The organism is Flavobacterium arundinis (genome assembly GCF_038289855.1).
Taxonomy (GTDB): Bacteria; Bacteroidota; Bacteroidia; order Flavobacteriales; family Flavobacteriaceae; genus Flavobacterium; species Flavobacterium arundinis.
Genome location: NZ_JBBYHR010000003.1, coordinates 17,240 through 38,683 on the forward strand (window position 1 = coordinate 17,240; position 21,444 = coordinate 38,683).

A 21,444-nucleotide genomic window follows, 5' to 3' on the forward strand; every position below is an offset into this window, starting at 1 on the left:
TTCTTCGTTAGAATTTGACCGCAAAATTAATGAAAACTGTCGGGTTTATCATTCCCGAAACTATTATAAACATGTGTTAATATGTAAATACTTGTAAATAGGGCTCTTATAGTTTAAAACTTCTTGAAGTCGGGATATCTTCTTTGTTTTTTAAGGTTAAAAATCCCTGCTGCACCGATTGGATATAATTGGCATTAACAATGTAGGAACGATGGCATTTAACGAAGTTCGGCGGAAGCTCAGAAAGTATTTGCGTTAGTTTCCCCCTTACAAAGTGGCTTGTGCCATCAGTACTGAAAGCATGAAGGTAGTGATCTTCGGATTTAATATACATGAGGTCGTTCAGGTATAGCTTTGTTTTGTCTTTCAGGAGTATAAAGCCTTCTGTAACAATGTTTTTTACCTTTTCCAGTTCTTCTACTGTTTTACTGTGAATTTCCTCAATTTCTTCCTTTTCGGCCTGTATCTCCTGTTTTTCTGCCTCAAGCTTCTTCTTACTATAGTCCAGTTTTTTCCATCGGACAAAAGAATACAACGCCAGCAGGAATACAAGGAATAATAAGATACCGAATATAATCCTGTTTTTATAAAACCTGCCTTTAAACTTTTCCAGGGCAGATATTTGTTTGTCTTTTTGTGCAACCTGGTATTTTACATTAATGTCATGTATCGCTATGTTTTGCTCTTCATCTTTTATTTTAAGGTCAAGCTCAAGGTACATTTCCTGATATTTTCGCCGCTCCGCCTGGTCGTTTAGGGCATCATAGGCTTCCATCATTTTTTTATAGAGTACCCTTGTGGCTTTTGCCTTGTATTTCGGTATTTGTATTATCTCTGCGCTACGAAACCAGGTAATAGCCTCGCGGAAATTTCCCTCGAGGAAGTAGTTATTGCCATAATTAAAATAATTGGCAAAAAGATCATAGGTATCTCCGGACCCAAGAATAAACAGGCGTGCTTCATCAAGATGTTTGCGCGCCGCCGAAAAGTTTTTTCGGGTGCCTTCAAGTGCGCCCAGGTTAGAGTACAACTTGGCCTTTGCAACATTATCATCTGTTTGGTTGGCGTAGTTCATGCCTTTAACAAAGATGGCCTTCGCACTGTCCAGTACAGCCATATTGCTGCGTTTTTCAAAATCGAAAAGGGAGTAGGCGTTTTTCCCATACTCGTTCAGGGCATAGGCGAGCCTGTCTTTCGATCCCGTTTTTTTCGCGTAGGCATAATACTCATCAAGAAAAGTAGTACCGTATTTCTCGTAATGTTCCTGCGAAGAAATAACCCTGTGAATTTCAAGCGCGAGGTCCTTTGCCGGTTCCTGGAGGCGCAGCTTTTCAAATTCAGCTTTGGAGAGCAGGTAATATTTCAGTGCAAGGTCTTCACGGTTCAGGTTGTGGTAGCATTTGCCGAGCACAAAAAAGTTCCCGGCTGCCTCTGCAGGTGTAGCCGGGATCTTTTTTGCGGCTTTAAGCAAATACCCCTGCGGGTCTTCTTCTGCTTCGCGTGTAAGCCATGCATCCAGCTTTTGGGCGTATAGCGCAGGGCCTGCGAGGAGCAGTAAAATCAGGAGTTTTTTCATTTCTTCAATTTCAGCGACAGGATGCTGTCGTCGCGGGTTAACCTTGGCGTAAAGAGTTTTTTCTTCGTTCCTTCCGTGTCACCCTTCACAGGTATCGCATCTCCTTTTCCCGTAGTCACAGGGTTGTCGGGATACTTTTTATTCCAATCGTCATTAAATTTAAGAAGCGCTGTATAAGAGGCAGGCATGTTTTTAAAGTAATCCATTCTGGCCGAAAAATAAGGTTGCAGGCCTTTAAAAGTCGATTCTTTGTCCTCATCAAGGCTCATTACCCTTATAGAATCATTCACAGCCCATTTTTTGTCATTTTTAAAGCTGAATACTACATGCAGCGGTATCGTGTCGTTGCCCGTGTTGTGCGTGTTGTGAACGGCATCGTAGTAGCGAAACGAAAGCCCTTTATAGCCTGACCCCGTCTGGAGCACCATAAAGTCGCCGGGAAATTTAAAATCATTGCTTGAAACACCAATCCAAAGGTCAGCATAGATCATTCCGGTGGCATCGTCAAGTTCAAGTGTACCTGTTATGGTTTCGGGAGCAGCCATCGCTTCAGTGGTTATCGCTTTCTCGTTTTTTGCAGCTTCTTCTTTGTCACTGGATATTTTCCGGCAGCAAAAAGACACCGCTATCAGCAAAACGTACAAGGGGAGTAGGTAACGAAATTTCATAAATGTTGGTTTTTAAGGTTTAGAACTGGTTGGGAATTTGTCAGCCTTGTTGAAGAGGCCAAATTAATTCCTGCATCCAAAACAACAATAAATAAAGGCATTACAAAAAAAAATGTCGTGAAATGCATAAAAAACAGCGCGAACAGCACCAAATTTTATTAAGAATTAACATACTAAATGTAAGAAATAAAATAGAGCAATGCACTTTTTTCTAAGTAAAAAAGTGTTAGCAGGACTTCTGACTGATTTTAGTGAGGCTATATTTTAGATGATGTTTACTTCGGCTTCAATACGGATGCCAAAATTCTCATATACCGTTTCCTGTATTTTTTTGGATAAGTCTAGCAGTTCTTTTCCGGTTGCATTTCCGTAATTTACCAATACAAGTGCTTGTTTTGCATGAATGCCCGCATCTCCAAAACGTTTTCCTTTGAAACCGCTCTGCTCGATAAGCCATCCCGCCGGTACTTTTACTTCGGTATCGGATAAAATATAATGCGGCATTTGCGGATGCAGTATAGCCGCTTTTTCATACGCTTCCGAACTGATTATAGGGTTTTTAAAGAAACTGCCGCTATTGCCAAGTTCTTTAGGGTCAGGAAGTTTACTTTTGCGAATGGCTGTTACTGCATTACTCACATCTTTTATGGTAGGAATAGTTACCCCATTTTTTGTCAATTCCGCAGCGATATCACCATACGAAGTATTGATCTTATGATGTGTTTTTGTAAGTTCGAAGGTCACCGAAGTTATGACATATTTATCCTTAAGCGCACCCTTAAATATGCTCTCACGATACCCAAATTCGCATTCTTCTTTGGTAAATGTCCTTACCTCCTGTGTGGCGATATCCATGGCCCGGCAGGATACAAAGGTGTCTTTTATCTCTGTGCCGTAGGCGCCAATATTCTGTATAGGGGTTGTACCTACATTTCCAGGTATAAGTGACAGATTTTCCAGCCCTCCGAATCCATTTTCAATGCAATACAGCACGAATTCATGCCAGTTTTCGCCCGCCATTGCCTTTACATGTGCCGTATTTTCATCCTGCCATACTACCTCTTTGCCTTTACTATCGATATGTATCACGAGGGCTTCAATATCTTGTGTAAGAAGCATATTACTACCACCGCCAAGGATAAAAAGCTTTTTGCCGGTTGTAGTTTTTAAAACTTCTGCGAGCTCGTCTTCGTTATGCACCTGCACAAACTCTTTTGCAAAAGCATTTATTCCGAACGTGTTATGATTTTTAAGCGGGTAGTGGGAAGAGATCTCCATGGATGTTATTTGAAATGCAAAAATAAGGTTTTAAGGAGATATTTGCCACGAAACCTGTTTCAAATTTATATATTTACAGACTTCAATTCGGCTTGAGTGCAGCTCAATCTGAAATCCACAATCTGAAATATTTATTCCGTTGTAAGCGCCCGGTTTAAAAATTCAACAAGCGGCTTTAGCACCAGCAGTTTTTTAGACGTTTTTTTTACAAAATCCTTATCGGCAATGTCCTTGTCGCTCAGTTTTGCAGTTGCTGTAAAGCTCTTGAGCTTCAGGAATTCAATGGCTGGATTGTCTTTTTCATAGCCCTTTGGCATTGTTTTCAGGATGTTTTCCCTGTCCAGGTCGCCATACAGTTTTTTGAATTCCGCATCATTTACTATTGCGTCAAGGTCTTCATAAAAACCGTCTATTTCACGGCGTATTTTTTTTAGTTCCAATGGTTCCGGCTGGTGCAGGCCGGCTGCTATGAAAGATGCCCCTTTCTCAATATGGATATAATAACCGGCAAGGTTAAAATTCTTATTGCCGGCGCTCATCCAGATGCCCATATTGGTCTTGTATGGCGATTTATCTTTTGAAAAACGGATATCCCTGTTGATGCGGAAGGTACAATTTTTAGCTTCAAGATGGCTCAGGCTACTGTCGCCCGTACTCATTTCGGCAATAAAGGCTTCCGCAAGCTGCTTATATTCTTTTTTATAAGCATCATACCGTTTTTGGTTGGCCTGAAACCAGTCGCGGTAGTTGTTATTTTTCAGGTCATCGAGAAACAGGAGGGAGGTTTGTGATATCATATTTTTAAATCCGGATTGCAGTAGCCAAATTACAAAAGTGCCGGGCAATAATCAATAGAAAATTACAAATTGAAGATCTTATAGCTTTGGTGGGTTGCTTTTATAATAGTTTCGGTACGTTCAGCATGCGTATCCGATATAAATAGCTGCCCGAATACCTTGTCATCTATCATCTTTACTATTTTGGCTACACGGGTCTCGTCCAGTTTATCAAAAATGTCATCGAACAAGAGTATTGGCAGCACGCCGCTCTGTTTCTTTATAAATTCAAATTGGGCAAGTTTGAGCGCTATCAAAAAAGACTTTTGCTGTCCCTGCGAGCCGAATTTTTTTATAGGATAGCCGTCAATCTCAAACGAAAGATCGTCTTTATGGATGCCCATGCTGGTATATTGCAACACGCGGTCGCGGCTTAGGCTCTCTTCAAAAAGTGCCGACAGCCTTTTTTCATGCAGCTGGCTTTCGTAGCCAAGGTTTACATTTTCGGCACTGTCGGTTATGGTGCTGTGGTGTTTTGTAAAAATCGGAATAAAATCTTGCAGGAACTGCTTCCTTTTTTCAAACAGGGCATGCCCCATTGTATCGAGCTGCTCATTATATATATATAAGGTGTCGCGTTCGAAAGTATGGTTGAGCGCAAAATACTTTAAAAGGGCATTTCGCTGTGCCAGCACTTTCTGGTAATTGATGAGTTCCTGAAGGTAGGCCGCATCCAGCTGCGATATCACACTGTCTATAAATTTCCTGCGCGTCTCGCTGCCTTCGGTAATAAGGTCGTTGTCGGATGGGGAGATGATGACCAAAGGGATAAATCCCACGTGCTCCGAGAATTTATCATATATCCTGCCGTTGCGCTTGAGTACTTTTTTCTGCCCTTTTTTAAGGCTGCATACAATTTGCTCTTTCCTGCCGTCTTTTTCAAATGTACCGTCTATCACAAAAAACTCTTCGCCGTGTTTTATGTTTTGCAATGCCAGCGGGTTAAAATAGCTTTTTCCGTAGGCAAGATGGTAAATGGCATCCAGCACATTGGTTTTGCCTACACCATTCCTGCCGGTAAAACAGTTGATCTTGAGGTCAAAGTCATAATTTGCTTCGGCGATATTCTTGTAATTGAGCAGCGATAAATTCTTTAAGTACATCTGCAAATAGATTTCCTGATTGTGAGCGCCTTGTATAAAATTGGCCTCTTTTTTAAAGAAGCTGCAAATTATCGAAAAATAACAACAAAAAGATATTTTAAATTTCAATAAAAATTTTATTTTTGCGGCTCATTAAAATAAGATAAATGGCAACATATAACAAAAGAGGGTACAAAGCACCAAAACCTGAACCGGAAGTAAAGGACGAAGTTATCGAACAGGAAGAGGTTTTTGATGGCAAGAGTACAACTGCCGAAGTATTTAATTCATTAGATGCAGGCGCTTCGAAAACTGAAGAGTGGGTGCAAAGGAACCAAAAGATGATATTCATCGTCATCGGTGTTATTGCATTTGCGATAATCGGTTATATGTTATATGACAAATTCCTTGAGAGCCCTAAAGAAGAAGAGGCTGCAAGTGAGATGTTCCAGGCCGAGCAATATTTTACGCAGGCTGTAGATGCCCAGACAGCAAACGACTCATTATACAATCTTGCACTTAACGGTGGTGAGGGTAAAATGGGCTTCCTGAAAATAATAGAAAATTACTCAGGAACTGATGCTGCTAACCTTTCGCATTACTTCGCGGGGATGGCTTACCTGAATACCGGAAAATATAAAGAGGCTGTAACACACCTTGAAGAATTCAAAACAGAAGATGATGTACTGAAGGCAACTGCCCTTGGCGCAACCGGAGATGCCTTTGCACAAACAGGTGATAACAATTCGGCACTGGAATATTATGAGAAGGCTATCAAAGCGAGCGAGAACGAACTTACTTCGCCACGCTTCCTTTTCAAAGCAGGGCAGCTTTCGCTTACAATGAAGAAAAAAGCAGAAGCGCTGAAATATTTTACTGAGATCAAAGAGAAATACGAATCATCACCGGAAGGTATTAGTATTGATGCACATATAGCACTGGCTGAATAATATGGCTACAATAAATAAGAATTTATCACAATACGATAAAAACACAGTCCCAAACGCGAAAGATTTTCGGTTTGGGATTGTTGTTTCAGAATGGAACGAAAATATAACTTCGGGCCTTTATAAAGGTGCACTACAGGCGCTCATAGAAAATGGCGCTGTAGCTGATACTATTATTACATGGGATGTGCCGGGAAGCTTTGAGCTTATATATGGCTGCAAAAGGATGATAGACACACAAAATGTAGATGCCGTTATTGCAATAGGAAGCGTGATACAGGGAGAGACCAAGCATTTTGACTTTGTGTGCGAGGCAGTTGCCCAGGGGATAAAAGACCTTAATGTACTAACAGATGTCCCGGTTGTATTTTGTGTGCTGACCGATAATACGTTACAGCAGGCTATAGACCGTAGCGGTGGCATTCATGGTAACAAAGGTACCGAGGCCGCTATTGTGGCCATACGGATGGCGCAATTGAAAAAACAGACTGCATAAAAATAATTTTTCAAATAAAGTAAAGCCTTCCTGTTAGGGAAGGCTTTTTTTGTTACATAAATAACAAAACCCTTATCACTCTGTTTGTTTTTTGTCGATGAACAGTATAAAGAGTCGGTAATTGACTAAAAATCAGTGTTAATGTAGGAAAAAAGCTATAGACAACACATTCATCTCTTAACATATTATTGCTGTATTGTTAATATTAAGATATTATTAACATTCTATTTTGAGAATAACTATAACATAAATAGTATTTCGCTGAATATTTAATAAATAAATACGAAAAACATTAACCAACTGTTAATTGACTTATTTTTAGCATCTAAAATGTTGAAAATATGATTCAAAACTACAATTCGTCTTTTAATGGTATGAGACTGTTACGGACGCTCAAGCCCGATAGGGGAAGCACGCGAACGAGGCTTGCTTCCGGTATCGTGAAAAACTGCAGCATGCAGTTGGTTTTATTTTTGTTTATGCTGTTAGGCGTAACGCAAAGTTCATTCGCACAGGTGTCAAGCTATACCTTTGCGCAAAGTAATGGTACTTATACTGCCATTACCGGCGGAACGTTGCACGGCACAGCTATTGATAACAATAACTACAGTTTTACGCTGCCATTTACATTTACGTACAATGGTACGGGGTATACGGTAGCAAGGCCTACATCTAATGGCTTTTTAGTACTGGGAGGAAGCGCGCCTTCAACTTCCCAGTATACACCATTATCTTCGGGTACCACCAACTTTGCTATTTCAGCAATGGCAAGGGATTTAAATTCCACAATAAGATCGGAAGTTATAGGTACAGCGCCCAACAGGGTTTATGTTTGCCAATGGTCTTCTGCATATCGTTATGCAGTGGGTACTGGCGAGAACCTTAATGCCCAAATTAGGCTTTATGAGGGAACAAATAAGATTGAAATCATATACGGTACTTTTACAACTACAAATACAGCAGTAGCTACTGGCCCTATGCAGGTTGGATTGCGCGGAAGTGCTGCTACAGATTTTAATACAAGGACAACTACTACAGACTGGACAGCGACAACTGCCGGAGGTACAAATGCCGCTACTATGGCAGGTACATCAACAGTTAAGCCTGCATCCGGTCTTACCTATACATTTACAGCCCCAACAGACCCATTTGTGACAGCTACCACGCTTACAGCATTTGGCAACGTGTGTAAAGATGTTACATCTAATGCCAATTCCTTTACCGTTACCGGGGGTAACTTAACAGGAGACGTTACGGTAGGTGCATTAACGGGATATACCTATTCAGCAACTACAGGAGGTACATATACTTCTACACTTACACTTACACCTACATCGGGTAGCCTTTCGGCTGTTTCGGTTTTTGTAAAATTAACACCAACAGCCTTAACTACATATAACGGCAACATTCCTCTTACAGGGGGAGGGCTTGCTGCAACAGTCAACGTTGCTGCTTCGGGAACAGGTGTCAATACAGCGCCTGGAGTAAGTGCCAACGGTAATGCAACGACAGTTAGTATGACCGATGCAACAATTACCGGTGCAACAATAAATTCATTAGGATGTACAGCGGTAACAGCATATGGTATTGAATACAGTACTACTTCCGGTTTTACAGGCGGTACAGGTACTCAGGTTGCCGGTACAGGTTTCAGCGGAATTGCCGGTGGCACTTTTTCTGCTTCGTTATCAGCATTGACAGCAGGCACTACTTATTATTATAGGGCGTATGCAACCAATGGCGGCGGTACAACCTACTCTTCAACGGTAAGTAGTTTTGCACCATTAGCATCAGGCCAGGTAGGTGGCGGTACAGGAACCACAACAGCAACGATGCCTGTAAGTTCTTATTTCGGCTATAGCTATACACAGCAACTATATCTTGCTACGGAAATTAATGCTACAGGTACTCCGGGTAATACGTATATTACAAAAGTCCGGTTTTTGCCTTCTTCGGTACAAACACCTTTGTCAACTTATAATAACTGGACTATATATATAGGAAATACTGCAAAGACCAGCTTTAGCAGTACTACCGACTGGGTAGCTTCGACAGATTTAACACAGGTTTTTTCGGGTACGATAGCTACTTTAACCAATGGTGCATGGGTCGAAATTACCCTTAGTACACCTTTCCTTTGGGATGGCACAAGCAACCTTGTAATTGCAGTCGACGAAAATGCCGACAGCTACACAAATTCAGATTCAACAGGTACTGCATGGCAGGCGTTTACCGCCACCAATCGTGGTATTTATGTGAGGAGCGACACTGTTAATCCTACTGCGGCAACTCCTGGAACAGGTACTACTCAAAATACCGTACCTCAGGTTCAAATGGTTATGACTACGCCTCCTGCTTGCGGCATCCCTTCATCAATTGTTGGTGCAGCCACTGCTTTTAATGCAGGTACTGCTACCTGGGTAGCGCCGGTTAACGGCACGCCTACGGGATACGAATGGGAGTTAAGGACCAGTGGCGCGGCGGGTAGCGGCGCTACAGGACGTATCGATAATGGCACAACAACGTCGGCCGGAACAATTAGCTATAGTGCTACATTAAGCGGAAACACAACCTATACATTATATGTACGCACAAATTGCAGCGGAACATATAGTTCATGGTCCGCTGGTTCGTCGTTCACAACCCCTTGTACACCATTGACAACGTTCCCTTATACAGAGAATTTTAATAGTGTTACTACGCCTGCACTGCCTTCGTGCTATGTGTCGAATGATGTAAATGGTGATGGTGATAAATGGATTAGCTATAGTACCTACGGAACCGGAAGCAGCAACTGTGCCGGTTTATATACTGATCTTAATTCCGGTGCAAATAATGATTACCTTATCCTGCCTGCGATGACGCTGACTGGCAACCAAAGGCTAAGGTTTTCGGTAGCGGCAAGGTCATCAGGTGAGCCAAATGACTACAGGGTTGTACTTTCTACAACGAATACTAACCCTGCAAGCTTTACCACGGTTCTAAGACCTCTCACAACCGTAAGTAACACTACCCAAACACCAATCAGCTGGATAGATCTTACACCCTATACAGGAACTGTATATATCGCTATACACGTACCTTCGGGAGGAGCAGACGGATACTATCTATATGTAGATGATATCACTGTAGACACAGCGCCGGTAAGGGCAATTGCTTCCGGAGATTTTGCTGTAGGTTCTAACTGGTCTAATGGAACAGGCCCGGTTTGTGGGCAGTTGTCGCAGATACCGTCTGGTATTACAATGACAGTATCCTCCGGTACAATCACCTCAGGACAACTTGAAATTGCCAGTGGTGGTGCGCTTAATGTTAGCGGAGGAACCCTTACAGTAGGATGTACAAACAATGACAGCTACATTGACAATTCGGGTACAATAAATGTATCAGGAGGCACACTGGCTGTCAATGGAAGTATAGTAAATAATACCGGCAGTACCTTTATCCAAAGTGCAGGTAATATTACAATTGATGGTAATAACAACAATACCCCTGCATCATCAGTAGCATCAGGAACTCCATTGCTTGCTTTTGGTACAACGTTAGCCAATTTTGCCACGGGTACCGTAACACTTAACGGAGGTACACTTACAATTGTTGACCCTCATACTGCAACAACCAATACAAGCGCTTATGCATTGTATGGTAATTTTGCTTCGGGTGTTGCCTTTACAGCTTCACCTAACCACACGCTTCAGTTTGGTGACGGAACGTCAACACAGGCAGGTGGCAACGCAAGCGGTTTCTACTACAACCTTTTTGTGGGTTCAGGTAGGATGAATTTAGGCTCGGTAACGGTAAACAATCCCGGCGCTGTGGCATCTAGGATAGTAACACAGGTTACTACTACAGGTATGACAGGTAATTTTACTGTTACATCAGGTACGTACACACAGGGCGGTGCAATAACATACATTGGCGGTAATATAGTTGTTAATAGCGGCGGTATTTATGTAGCCAATGGTACTACACATTTTGCATTGATCTCCGGTACAACTGTTAATGCGCAGACTGTTGCGCAGTCGGTAACTGTAAACGGTACAGGTGCAATACAAAACCTTGCTACCACGCCTACAGGCAACTTTGACAGTATAACGTTCAAAAATACATCGGCTACAGGTGTTACTATCAACCCGTTAAACCAGGTTGTGGCTAATGCTGCTGTTGCTGCAAGTGTACGCAACAATTTAACCTTTGATGGTAAAGCCAGTACTACAGGTGGTAAAACTCTTCTTTACGGTACTTTGGCAACTCCTGGAAGCGGTTCACTAGTAGTTACTTCAGGAGGTATGGTTCCGGGCAGTGCTTATGGCCGCGGCTGGAATACAGCACAGACAGGTACCGGTTTAACCGGTGGTTCGGTGCCTACTGGAACAGGATCACAATTCCCACTGATAGATGAGAACGGTAATGCAAGGCATGCATGGATCGAACGCGTATCTCCTACAGATGCAGGTATCATCTCTATGATGTATACGGCAGCCGCAGGAACATCTCCTGTATCGATTACCGATGGTGCTTACACAGTGGATACCCGCTCAAACGGTAAATGGAGCGTAAGTGTATTGGGAACAGATATGGCTGCTACAACCTATAAACTGGCTGTATCAGGAACAACAATATTTGGTTCTTCTCCGGCTACAGCAGTTGCAAGGTTAGTAACCGACAGCGCTGCTATAGGCACTTTCCAGGCAGGTACAACGTTACCTCATGCACAAAGGACCGACCTTACATTGGCAATGCTTACAGGACAGGATTTCTATATGGGTATCAACAGCAGTGATATACCTTTCTTATCTGTACAAAACGGTAACTGGAACGATGGTACTACATGGAATAAAGGTACCGTTCCTACAGCTACAGATATTGTTACAATATCTACAGGCCACACGGTAACAGTAGATAACACTGTTAGCGCCACAGCTGCAGTTGCAAGTGCACTTAACGTAAATGCCGGTGGTACATTGGCAGTTAGTGCTAATTCATTAACAGTTACTAATGCAGTTACAAATGCTGCAACAGCTGTGATCAACGTAGCTGGCGGTACTCTTGGAGCAACAACTATAGCCAACTCAGGAACAGTAACGGTTTCAGGTGCAACTGTAAATGTTACAGGTGCTTCAGGAACAGGTATAAGCAACCCTTCAGGTGCAGTATTTACCCTTAATAGCGGTACCGTTACTATCGGTGCAGCAGGTGGTAGTAACCGCAAGTTTACAAATGCGGGTACTTTAACTGTTGCTGGTGGTACATTAAACATTAATGGTAACCTTGCCCACTCAGGCACTGCGTTCAACCATAGCGGTGGTGCTATTAATATCGACCCGAATGCTGCAGGTGTGGCTGGAAACTCATCTACATCTTCAGATTATACACTGAACCTTACAGCTCCTGTAAACTGGACTGGAGGTACAATTACCCTTGTTGATCCTCCGGCTTCTACATCGGCTTTCCATTATTCAGTATATTATTCTAATGCTACCGTGTCAGAATCTTCTGCTTCACATACCCTTAGGTTTGGTGATGCAGCTTCATCTACGGCAGGTGGTAATGCTATAGGATTCTATGTATACAATTCTACAGGAAGGCTGAATGCCGGTAACGTTGTTGTAAATGGGCCTGCTGCAGGAACCGCAACAGCTACTAACCGCGTTGTGAAACTTGGAACAGGATTTGGTGTGAAAGGTAATTTTACACTTCAGAATAGTGCAGAATTTTCACACGCAGGTGTGGAGCTTATAGTAGCAGGCAATATTAACATTGATGCTACAAGTAAATATACTGCTAACGGTACATTGACGCTGGCATTACCATCTGGTACTACATCAGCAGTAAACACAGCTGCCCAGACAATTACCTATGCAGGTACTATCGAAAACGTTGCAGGCGCTGCTACGGCAAACCTCACATCATTCACTGTTAATAACAGTAATGCTACAGGAGTTACGCTAAACAACCCGCTTACAATGAGTGGTACGTTCACCCTTACATCGGGTATAATAAATACTACTACAACAAACCTGCTAACGCTTGGTACGGCTACAGCTGCCGGTACATTAAACAACATAGGTTCGGCTACAGCTTATATTAATGGGCCTTTTGCAAGGACATTTGGTGCCAGCAGGACTGCTTCAGGTTCATACGGTGTTGCTACGACATTCCCTGTCGGAACTTCAGCCGGCTACCAGGCTATCAACGTTGACCCTACAACTACCGCTGGTGGTGCCGTAACATTTGTTGCACAGGCATTCACTACAAACTCAGGTACTCAGGGAGTAGGGGTTACCACACTTTCTCCACGCAGGTGGGAAACGTATATTACAAATGGTGCCGCCAACTTTACAAATGCATTCGTACGCTTAAGGGATGATAGCATTGCTGCAACCAACAAGATCGTACAATCGTCATCGGCTGCAGGTGAATATGCTCCTGTAGCATCGGTAACAAACTATGCAACAGGCATACTTACAACAGCAACGGCACTGGTTGGCGCTGATTACAAAGGATATTTTGCATTCGGGGATCTTAACCCATGCGACGTACCGGCGAACCAGCCTACCGCATTTGTAGCGTCTTCAATTACAAATACAACCCTTACGGCTAGTTTTACCGCTGCCGCGACTACCCCGGCGCCAACCACAAGCCATTATCTTGTGGTTCGTTATAACACGACTCCGGGAGCTGTTACTATAACCGACCCGGTTGCAAATACGGTATATGCTGTAAACGCAACACTTGGTACAGGTGCCAATACCGGTACAGTAGTGTACAACGGTACAGGCACTACATTTACCCAGACAGGTTTAACAGGCGCCAATACATATCAATATTATGTATACAGCTATAATAACACTGGCTGTTATGGTCCGATTTATAATATTACGTCTCCGTTAGTGCAATCGGTTACAACTTGTGCTACGGCTACAGGTACTCCTGGCACACCGGCAGTTGTATCGTCTACAGGAACAACTTTGAATACACAGTGGACAGCGTCTTCTACTGCTGGCGTAACATACGAGATCGATGTGGCGACAAATGCAGGCTTCACGGCTTTTGTGCCGGGTTACCAGGCATTGAATGTAGGATCTGCAGTATCTGCAAATATTACAGGTTTAACACAGGGTACAACATATTATATAAGGGTAAGAGCGCTTAGTGGTACTGTTTGTTACAGTGCTAACTCAACTTCCCTCACCGCCACTACGCAATATATTACAACGGCACCTTGGACGGAAGGATTTGCTGTCGCATCGACAGTACCGGCAGGATGGGTTGCTGCGAACTGGACAGTAGGAACAATTGTTGCAGGTAACACCAACATTGGTATTTACAGAAACCTTTACGTGACTGTTCCAACAGCAAATGTTACTACAATAAATGTTGGCACACTGCCAGCCAGCCAGCAGTTAACCCTCAAATATTATTATGCTAATTATGGTGACCAGTCAACGTCGCCTGCTGCAGGTGCTGGTAACATAGTTGTAGCAGTATCGACAGACTATGGTGTAACTTATACCGATATAGGAACCGTAGCGAACGATGGAACTTTGGGATGGAAAGAGTATACCCGCGATCTTTCTGCTTATGCAGGATCATTAGTGAAAATACGGGTTACAGGAAACTGGTCATCAGGTGATTATTATCTTGCATTAGATGATTTCAAGATCGATACTATCCCTGCATGTGGCAAACCACAGACAAGTGCTACAGCAATGGCTAGCGCTACGTCAATTAACGCAAGCTGGACATTGCCTTTGGCAGGTACTCCTACCGGATATGAATATGCAGTAACAACATCTGCAACACCGCCTTCTTCAGGAACGGCAGCAGCAGGTTTGTCAGTATCAGGTATTACAGTTACTCCTAATACTTCATATTACCTTCATGTAAGGTCGGTGTGTGGTGAAGGAGTTTACAGTGACTGGTTAACCACATCATTCTATTCGGGTTATTGTCTCGCCCCGGCTACTGATGATGATACTATATATATTACCTCTTTCGTTACTGATGGTGGCTATACCAATATTAATAATACATCAACCTTTACAACAGGCGGATACAGTAACTTTACCACATTGTCTGTATCACAGTCGCAAGGCCAGCAGGTTAATTTTACCGGTGATGCTTACGATTACTGGGGAGATGGCTTTGAGGCAAGAGTTTATGTAGACTGGAACAATGACTTTGATTTTGATGATGCCAATGAAATGGTATTTGATGACTATAGTTTGTTGTCAGGAAGTATTACTGTGCCAGCGGGTACCCCGGTTGGGAATTACCGAATGAGGGTTCGTATCGATTATGATGAATACCCTGTTCCGGCTTGTGGCACTACTACAGAAGGTGAAACGGAAGATTATATCTTTAAAGTTGTGCCTGTACCTACTTGTTACGTGCCAGCCGGCCTTAGTGCGGCAACCGCCACATATACGACAGCTAACCTCTCATGGTCGGCTCCGGCAACGGCTCCGGTACCATCAGGCTACGAATATGCTGTTACTACATCTGCCACACCGCCTGCCAGCGGAACAGCAACAACAGCAACATCGGTTCCTGGATATAGCGGTCTTACATTGGATACAACATATTATCTTCATGTTCGCAGCAATTGTGATGCTAATGGCTATAGTGACTGGACAACGCTCCAGTTCCTGCAAGGCTATTGTAGTGCTGCATCTACAAGTACAGGATATTATATTTCTTCATTCGCTACCACGGGAGGTGCTTCGAACATTTCGAATAGTACAAGCGCCCTTTCTACAGGCGGCTACGGTAACTTTACAGCTATGGCTGTAAGCCAGTCTGAAGGGAATAACGTGAACTTTACAGTAACACCATTTAATGGTACTTATACCTATGGTATTGCGATATGGGTAGACTGGAATGATGACCTTACCTTCGATACAAGTGAGCGTATGTATAATTCGGCAGCCTATGTTGCTTCGGCGTCATCAAGCTTTGCTGTGCCTATGGGAGCTATTATAGGTAATCACAGGATGAGGGTAAGAATTGACTATTATAGCACAAACCCAAGTGCATGTGGTGCTATACAATATGGTGAAGCAGAAGATTATACCTTTACGGTAATACCATCTGCACCAAAAATCACTTCGTTCACACCAACAGCGGTGTGTGTGGGAGCTGGTGATACAGTAACCATAACAGGTAACTATTTTACCGGAGCTACCGCTGTTAAATTTAACGGAACAGACGCAGCATCGTTCAACGTTGTGAGCGCTACTTCTATAACTGCGGTTGTACCTGCAGCAGCCGCTACAGGAACCATTTCTGTTACTTCTGCCGACGGAACAGGAACAAGTACGGGATCGCTTACTGTTAATCAGTATCCTACTGTAAATGATATTACAGGCGGTGGGGTTTCAGTATGTATGCCGAATACGCTACAGCTTTCCAGTACTACTACAGGCGGAACATGGTCAAGCTCTGATACTAATATCGCTACCGTTAGCAGTACAGGCCTTGTTACACCGGTTACCGCTGGTACAGTTACAATAAGCTATGGCGTAACGACAACAGGATGTACTACAACAAAAACAACCACGGTTACTTTCAACCAGCCAGCAAATATTACGATACAGCCGGCCTCTGAAACTGTAACGCCAAACAGCACGCTTGCCTTTAGTGTAACTGCTACAGGTACAAACCTTACGTATCAGTGGGAAGTAGCTGCGGACGGAGTGAACTTCACCCCGGTAACTGACGGTGTTACCTATGATGGTACAACAACTGCCACACTAACAATTAACGAGGCTACCACAGGTATGAACCAGTATAAGTACCATGTTGTTGTTTCCGGAACTGCACCATGCGGCTCGGTTACATCAGGTGCTGCTACGCTTACCATCAGTGACATAGGCATCACGTCGCAGCCTTCGAATGTAACACTTTGTGATTCGGGTGCTGGTACAGCAAACTTTAGCGTTGCTACTACAGGGTCTAACCTTACTTTTGAATGGCAGCAGGATGCTGGTACAGGTACATGGCTTCCTTTAGCCAATGGAACTGTAGGTAGCGTTACATACAGTGGTGCTGATACCAATACTTTGAGCTTATCAGGCCTTACTGCTGCTAACAACGCATTCAGGTACCGTGCATTTGTTCAGGATGGTGGCGCTACAGCGTTGTCTAACCCTGCGACACTTACAGTTAACAGTGCAGCTGTGATCAATACGCAGCCTGCAAACCAGGTTGCCTGTTCAACAGGTACTACAAGTAACTTTGTAGTTGACGCATCCGGTACAGGGCTTACTTATCAGTGGCAATATGCTACAAGCGCTGGTGGTGCATATAGCAATGTTACCAATGCAACACCGCTTGGAGTTACTTATGCAGGCGCAACAACAAATACGCTTGCAGTAACAAATGCTACAAATACACCTGTTGTGCCTACCTACTATTACCGTGTGGTAATTACAGGAACTGCGCCATGTGGAACAGTAACATCAAACCCTGCGACACTTACGATCAATGCACCGGCAATTTCGGCTCCACCTGCTGCCACTACAGTGGTAAGGAGTAATAGCGCTACTTTCAGTGTTACTACTGCTGCGCCGGCGCCAACATACCAGTGGCAATTCTCAACTACGTTGGGAGGCACTTACAGTAACGTAGCTGACAGTACGCCGGCAGGCACTACCTATAGTGGTGACCAGTCTGCAACACTTACTGTTAATGCAGCTACAACTGCTGTAGGAACAGGATACTACTATCGTGTTGTTGTGACTTCAGGAGGATGTACAGTTACATCAGCAGGAGCACAGCTTACAGTGACAGACTACTGTGTAGGAACAGTAACAAATGCTCATACAACAGATTATATGACCGCAATTTCGGTTGCTACAACGTCATTAAACTCAACTCCGGGCCTTGTTGGAAATGCAGCTAACAATTACTATGCACTCCTTACAGGAAGCAACAATACTGCTACATTCTTCCAGGCATACTCTTATACTGCAAGTGTAACAGTATTAAGCGGAAATGCGAATCCGGAAGGTGTAGGTATCTGGATCGACTTTAACAATGATGGTGATTTTGCTGATACCAACGAATTCTTAGGAGCAGCATCTATAGCCAGCACTGCTACAGGTACTATTACTATGAACATCCCTGCAAATGCTACCACAGGTAGCAGAAGGATGAGGGTAAGGAACGTTAGGAACCAGACAATGACCCAGGGTAGTGTATGTACAACTTATGCAAGGGGTACAACGGTAGACTATATTGTTACCATTGCACAGCCTGCGGGGCCTGCTATAACAAGCTTTACCCCAGATTCTTATTGTGCCGATACAGGTGTGATAACCATAACAGGTACTAATCTTACCGGTGGTGCATTAACTATTGGCGGTACAGCGGTAACTCCGGTTGTTGTAAATGCTGCCGGTACGCAACTTACTGCTACGGTGAATGCGGGTATTTCGGGTGCTGTTGTTATAACAACACCTGGTGGAACGGCTACATCATCAAACTTCTCGGTTACGGCACCGCCAGCGGTAACGCTTAGCGCTGCTACGGGTAGTATTTGTGCCGGTGAATCATCAAATGTTATAACGCTAACTGCAGGAGGATCTTCATATGATACCTTTACAGTTACATCAGTACCGGCGGGTGCTCCATATTCCGGAAACGCGGCTACAGGTTATACATTTAGCCCTACTGTGAATACGGTATATACTATTGCCGGAACACAATCAGGCGGAACATGTGCAAGGAGCGCTACGTTTACTGTTACAGTTAAACCAAACCCTGTTTATCCTGTTACTCCTGCAACTGCAGAGATGTGCAGCGGACAGATACAGGCGCTTACAATTAGCGGTGCAATAGGAGGTACAGGCATATTTGGTACAGGAACCACGGTTTCAGGCAATACCGATACCACACGTCCAAATCCATTGAGCGGTTATTATGGAGGGCAAAAAGCGCAAATGATGTTCAGGGCAAGTGAGTTGAGTGCTCAAAACATGCAGGCAGGAAGCAAAATAAATGCTATCACCTTCAATCTTGGAACATTTGCAGCCAGCGCCTGTACTGATTTTACCATCAGAATGGGATCGACAAGCGCTACCGACTTAACAAGCGGTTTTGCGACAGGAACCTCGGCTGTTTATGGGCCGGCTACCTTCACACCGTCTGGTACCGGATTAGTTACCTTTACATTGACAACGCCATTTACATGGGATGGAACATCGAATATTATCGTAGAAACAGTTCATAATGCTGGAAACGGCGGTAACGGATCTGGTTCGAATACGCTTTATTCTGTAACATCGTTCAACTGTTCCTACTTTAGGATGCAGGATTCAGTGTCAGGAGGCATTGCCGGATTTGACGCTGCAACTGCCGGAGTGGTAGCTACGAGTACATCCAGGCCAAACATGACATTTGTATTTACCAATTCAGGTGCAACATGGGCTCCAACAACAGGCCTTTATACTGATGCTGCAGCTACAGTGGCCTATACAGGTACATACGCCAGAACAGTTTATGCAAAACCTGGTACTACAACAACCTATACTGCTACAGTAAATAATGGCAGCGGTTGTTCTTCAAGCAGTAGTGCAGATATCACGGTGAATCCGAAATCATGGATCGGTGGTACAAGTGCCGACTGGAATGACCCGGCCAACTGGTGTGGTGGGCAGGTGCCTACAGCTCTCGATAACGTTGTTATCGCTGACGTTACCAACCAGCCGATTGTTTCAGGAAACGTAACAGTAGTAGGTAATAACCTTACTGTTGCTGACGGTGCTACATTAGAAGTACAGGGCGGTAGCGTGCTTAATATCACAAATGCTGTTACTGTAGCTCCTACAGGAAGCCTTACACTTGATAACTATGCACACCTTCTTCAGGGAAGTAGCGTAACTACAAACCCTAACAGTGGTAACATAGATGTTTTCAGGCTAAGTTCACCAATGTACAGGCTGGATTACACAATGTGGTCATCTCCTGTAGAGAACCAGAAACTGAAAGACTTCTCGCCAGAGACGCTCAACAACCGTTTCTATATCTACAACGAGCTTACAGACGAGTATGCTACAATAGCAGATCCTGTGAACACGAACATGGCTGAAGGTAGAGGATACCTGATCCGTGTTGAAAACACACATCCTGCTTATAACGCTACTACGAATGCTCCTGGTACGCCTTGGCAGGGAGAGTTCTCCGGTAAGCCAAGAAGTGGTAATATTGATGTGCCAATGAGCAATACGCTTAACGGATACAACGCAGTGGGTAACCCTTATCCATCACCGATCAATATTTTCGCATTCTATGCTGCTAATACTAATACAATAGTAGATGGTTCTGCGCTTTACTTCTGGAGGAAGAAAAATGATGCTTCTACAGGATACTATGCGAGGGTAACCAAGCTTGCTTATACTGCCAATACTGGTAATGCATGGGGAGACACAGGAGGTACTGCTTTCAATGGCGCACCATCTTCTTGGGTGATAAACCCTGGACAGGGCTTCATTGTACAGTCTACCGGCGGTACGCTTCACTTTAACAATGCTATGCGTGTTGGCTTGAACAACCAACAGTTCTTCAGGACGGCACAAAATGAGGAAGATGCTGTAATTTCAAGGCTTTGGCTGAACGTTACAGGCTCCGAAGGACAATTTGCACAGGCTGCTATTGGTTATACCGATATTACAACTATGGGCATTGACTACGGATGGGATGGAAAAGCCTTCGTAAATGATGGCACTGCATCGCTATTCTCCCTTGTTGGTGAAGAACCACTGGGCATCCAGGCAAGGTCTGAATTTGATCCTGCGGACGTTGTTCCAATGGGCTTCAGGGTTGATACACCGGGTACTTATACGATTACACTTGACCACATGGACGGAGTGTTCTCCGGAGACCAGGATATCTTCCTTAAAGACAACCTTCTTGGAGGTATAACCCACGACCTTAAAGCAGGCAACTATACTTTCGAAACTGAAGCGGGACTTTTCACTTCAAGGTTCGAGGTTGTATATGCTGAGGCTCTTGGTACCAATAACCCTGTACTTGATGCTAATAATGTGATAGTGTACAAACAAGGCACTTCTATAAACATTAATGCAGGAGTTTTGGAAATGACCGACGTTACCATTTATGATACAAGGGGCAGGATACTATACAGTAAAGATGGCATAAACGCTACCGAAACTGTGATCAGCAACCTTCATTCAGACCAGCAGGTACTTATCATACAGATAAATACTGAAAAGGGAAGAGTAACCAAAAGGATTATTTACTAGCCTATAATTAAAACCCCCTTAATAAGCCAACACCTGTTGGCAAACCTCCCCACCTGTAAAAAGGTGGGGAGGTTTTTTTATTTAATAAATAACTTACATTGTCAACATCGCATTTTTTGATTTCATAAAAAGAACACATGAAAACTATTGAATCAAGCAAAATATTGATGGTTTACTGAAAAAAATAAAACTTATTAACACGCAAACGTTATAGTAAAACTGTTAAAATTAACATATTGATGTTATTTATAAAATAGATGTAATTTTGTTTCATAGACTGTGCATTAGGTTACT

General features: G+C 43.5%; 8 protein-coding genes. 3 read left to right on the top strand and 5 right to left on the bottom strand.

Annotated elements, in window-relative coordinates; all coding sequences use genetic code 11:
• Positions 1 to 106: 106 nt before the first annotated feature.
• The 5 genes from AAEO56_RS05840 to recF form a co-directional block, all read right to left on the bottom strand.
• Positions 107 to 1,576: a LytTR family transcriptional regulator DNA-binding domain-containing protein gene (locus AAEO56_RS05840; protein ID WP_341696096.1), complete on the bottom strand. Its 1,470-nt coding sequence runs from the start codon at positions 1,574 to 1,576 to the stop codon at positions 107 to 109.
• The gene (locus tag AAEO56_RS05845) at positions 1,573 to 2,244 is read right to left on the bottom strand and encodes a hypothetical protein (RefSeq protein WP_341696097.1); all 672 of its coding nucleotides are present in this window, start codon (positions 2,242 to 2,244) and stop codon (positions 1,573 to 1,575) included. The genes AAEO56_RS05840 and AAEO56_RS05845 overlap by 4 nt, the downstream gene beginning before the upstream one ends.
• 264 nt (positions 2,245 to 2,508) lie before the next feature.
• A complete protein-coding gene (murB, locus tag AAEO56_RS05850; protein WP_341696098.1) occupies positions 2,509 to 3,522 on the bottom strand; it encodes a UDP-N-acetylmuramate dehydrogenase in 1,014 nt (337 codons plus the stop codon).
• Between the two features lie 131 nt (positions 3,523 to 3,653).
• Positions 3,654 to 4,319, bottom strand: a complete 666-nt coding sequence (locus AAEO56_RS05855; protein WP_341696099.1) for a DUF2461 domain-containing protein — start codon at positions 4,317 to 4,319, stop codon at positions 3,654 to 3,656.
• 62 nt (positions 4,320 to 4,381) lie between these two features.
• On the bottom strand, positions 4,382 to 5,461 hold the full coding sequence (gene recF, locus AAEO56_RS05860) for a DNA replication/repair protein RecF (protein ID WP_341696100.1): 1,080 nt from the start codon (positions 5,459 to 5,461) through the stop codon (positions 4,382 to 4,384).
• A 146-nt stretch (positions 5,462 to 5,607) separates the two neighbouring features.
• Here recF and AAEO56_RS05865 point away from each other — a divergent pair, with 146 nt between their 5' ends.
• The 3 genes from AAEO56_RS05865 to AAEO56_RS05875 all read left to right on the top strand — a co-directional run bounded on the left by AAEO56_RS05865 (position 5,608) and on the right by AAEO56_RS05875 (position 21,150).
• The gene (locus AAEO56_RS05865; RefSeq protein WP_341696101.1) at positions 5,608 to 6,390 is read left to right on the top strand and encodes a tetratricopeptide repeat protein; all 783 of its coding nucleotides are present in this window, start codon (positions 5,608 to 5,610) and stop codon (positions 6,388 to 6,390) included.
• 1 nt (position 6,391) lies between these two features.
• The gene (gene ribH / locus AAEO56_RS05870; protein WP_341696102.1) at positions 6,392 to 6,883 is read left to right on the top strand and encodes a 6,7-dimethyl-8-ribityllumazine synthase; all 492 of its coding nucleotides are present in this window, start codon (positions 6,392 to 6,394) and stop codon (positions 6,881 to 6,883) included.
• A 341-nt stretch (positions 6,884 to 7,224) separates the two neighbouring features.
• Positions 7,225 to 21,150, top strand: coding sequence for a GEVED domain-containing protein (locus AAEO56_RS05875; protein ID WP_341696103.1), 13,926 nt, complete (start codon positions 7,225 to 7,227; stop codon positions 21,148 to 21,150).
• Positions 21,151 to 21,444: the final 294 nt, after the last annotated feature.

What these genes read in the sequence shown, in the direction of transcription:
- AAEO56_RS05840 (WP_341696096.1), bottom strand. Translation starts at nt 1,576, where the DNA reads ATGAAAAAACTCCTGATTTTACTGCTCCTCGCAGGCCCTGCGCTATAC.
- AAEO56_RS05845 (WP_341696097.1), bottom strand. Translation starts at nt 2,244, where the DNA reads ATGAAATTTCGTTACCTACTCCCCTTGTACGTTTTGCTGATAGCGGTG.
- murB (WP_341696098.1), bottom strand. Translation starts at nt 3,522, where the DNA reads ATGGAGATCTCTTCCCACTACCCGCTTAAAAATCATAACACGTTCGGA.
- AAEO56_RS05855 (WP_341696099.1), bottom strand. Translation starts at nt 4,319, where the DNA reads ATGATATCACAAACCTCCCTCCTGTTTCTCGATGACCTGAAAAATAAC.
- recF (WP_341696100.1), bottom strand. Translation starts at nt 5,461, where the DNA reads ATGTACTTAAAGAATTTATCGCTGCTCAATTACAAGAATATCGCCGAA.
- AAEO56_RS05865 (WP_341696101.1), top strand. Translation starts at nt 5,608, where the DNA reads ATGGCAACATATAACAAAAGAGGGTACAAAGCACCAAAACCTGAACCG.
- ribH (WP_341696102.1), top strand. Translation starts at nt 6,392, where the DNA reads ATGGCTACAATAAATAAGAATTTATCACAATACGATAAAAACACAGTC.
- AAEO56_RS05875 (WP_341696103.1), top strand. Translation starts at nt 7,225, where the DNA reads ATGATTCAAAACTACAATTCGTCTTTTAATGGTATGAGACTGTTACGG.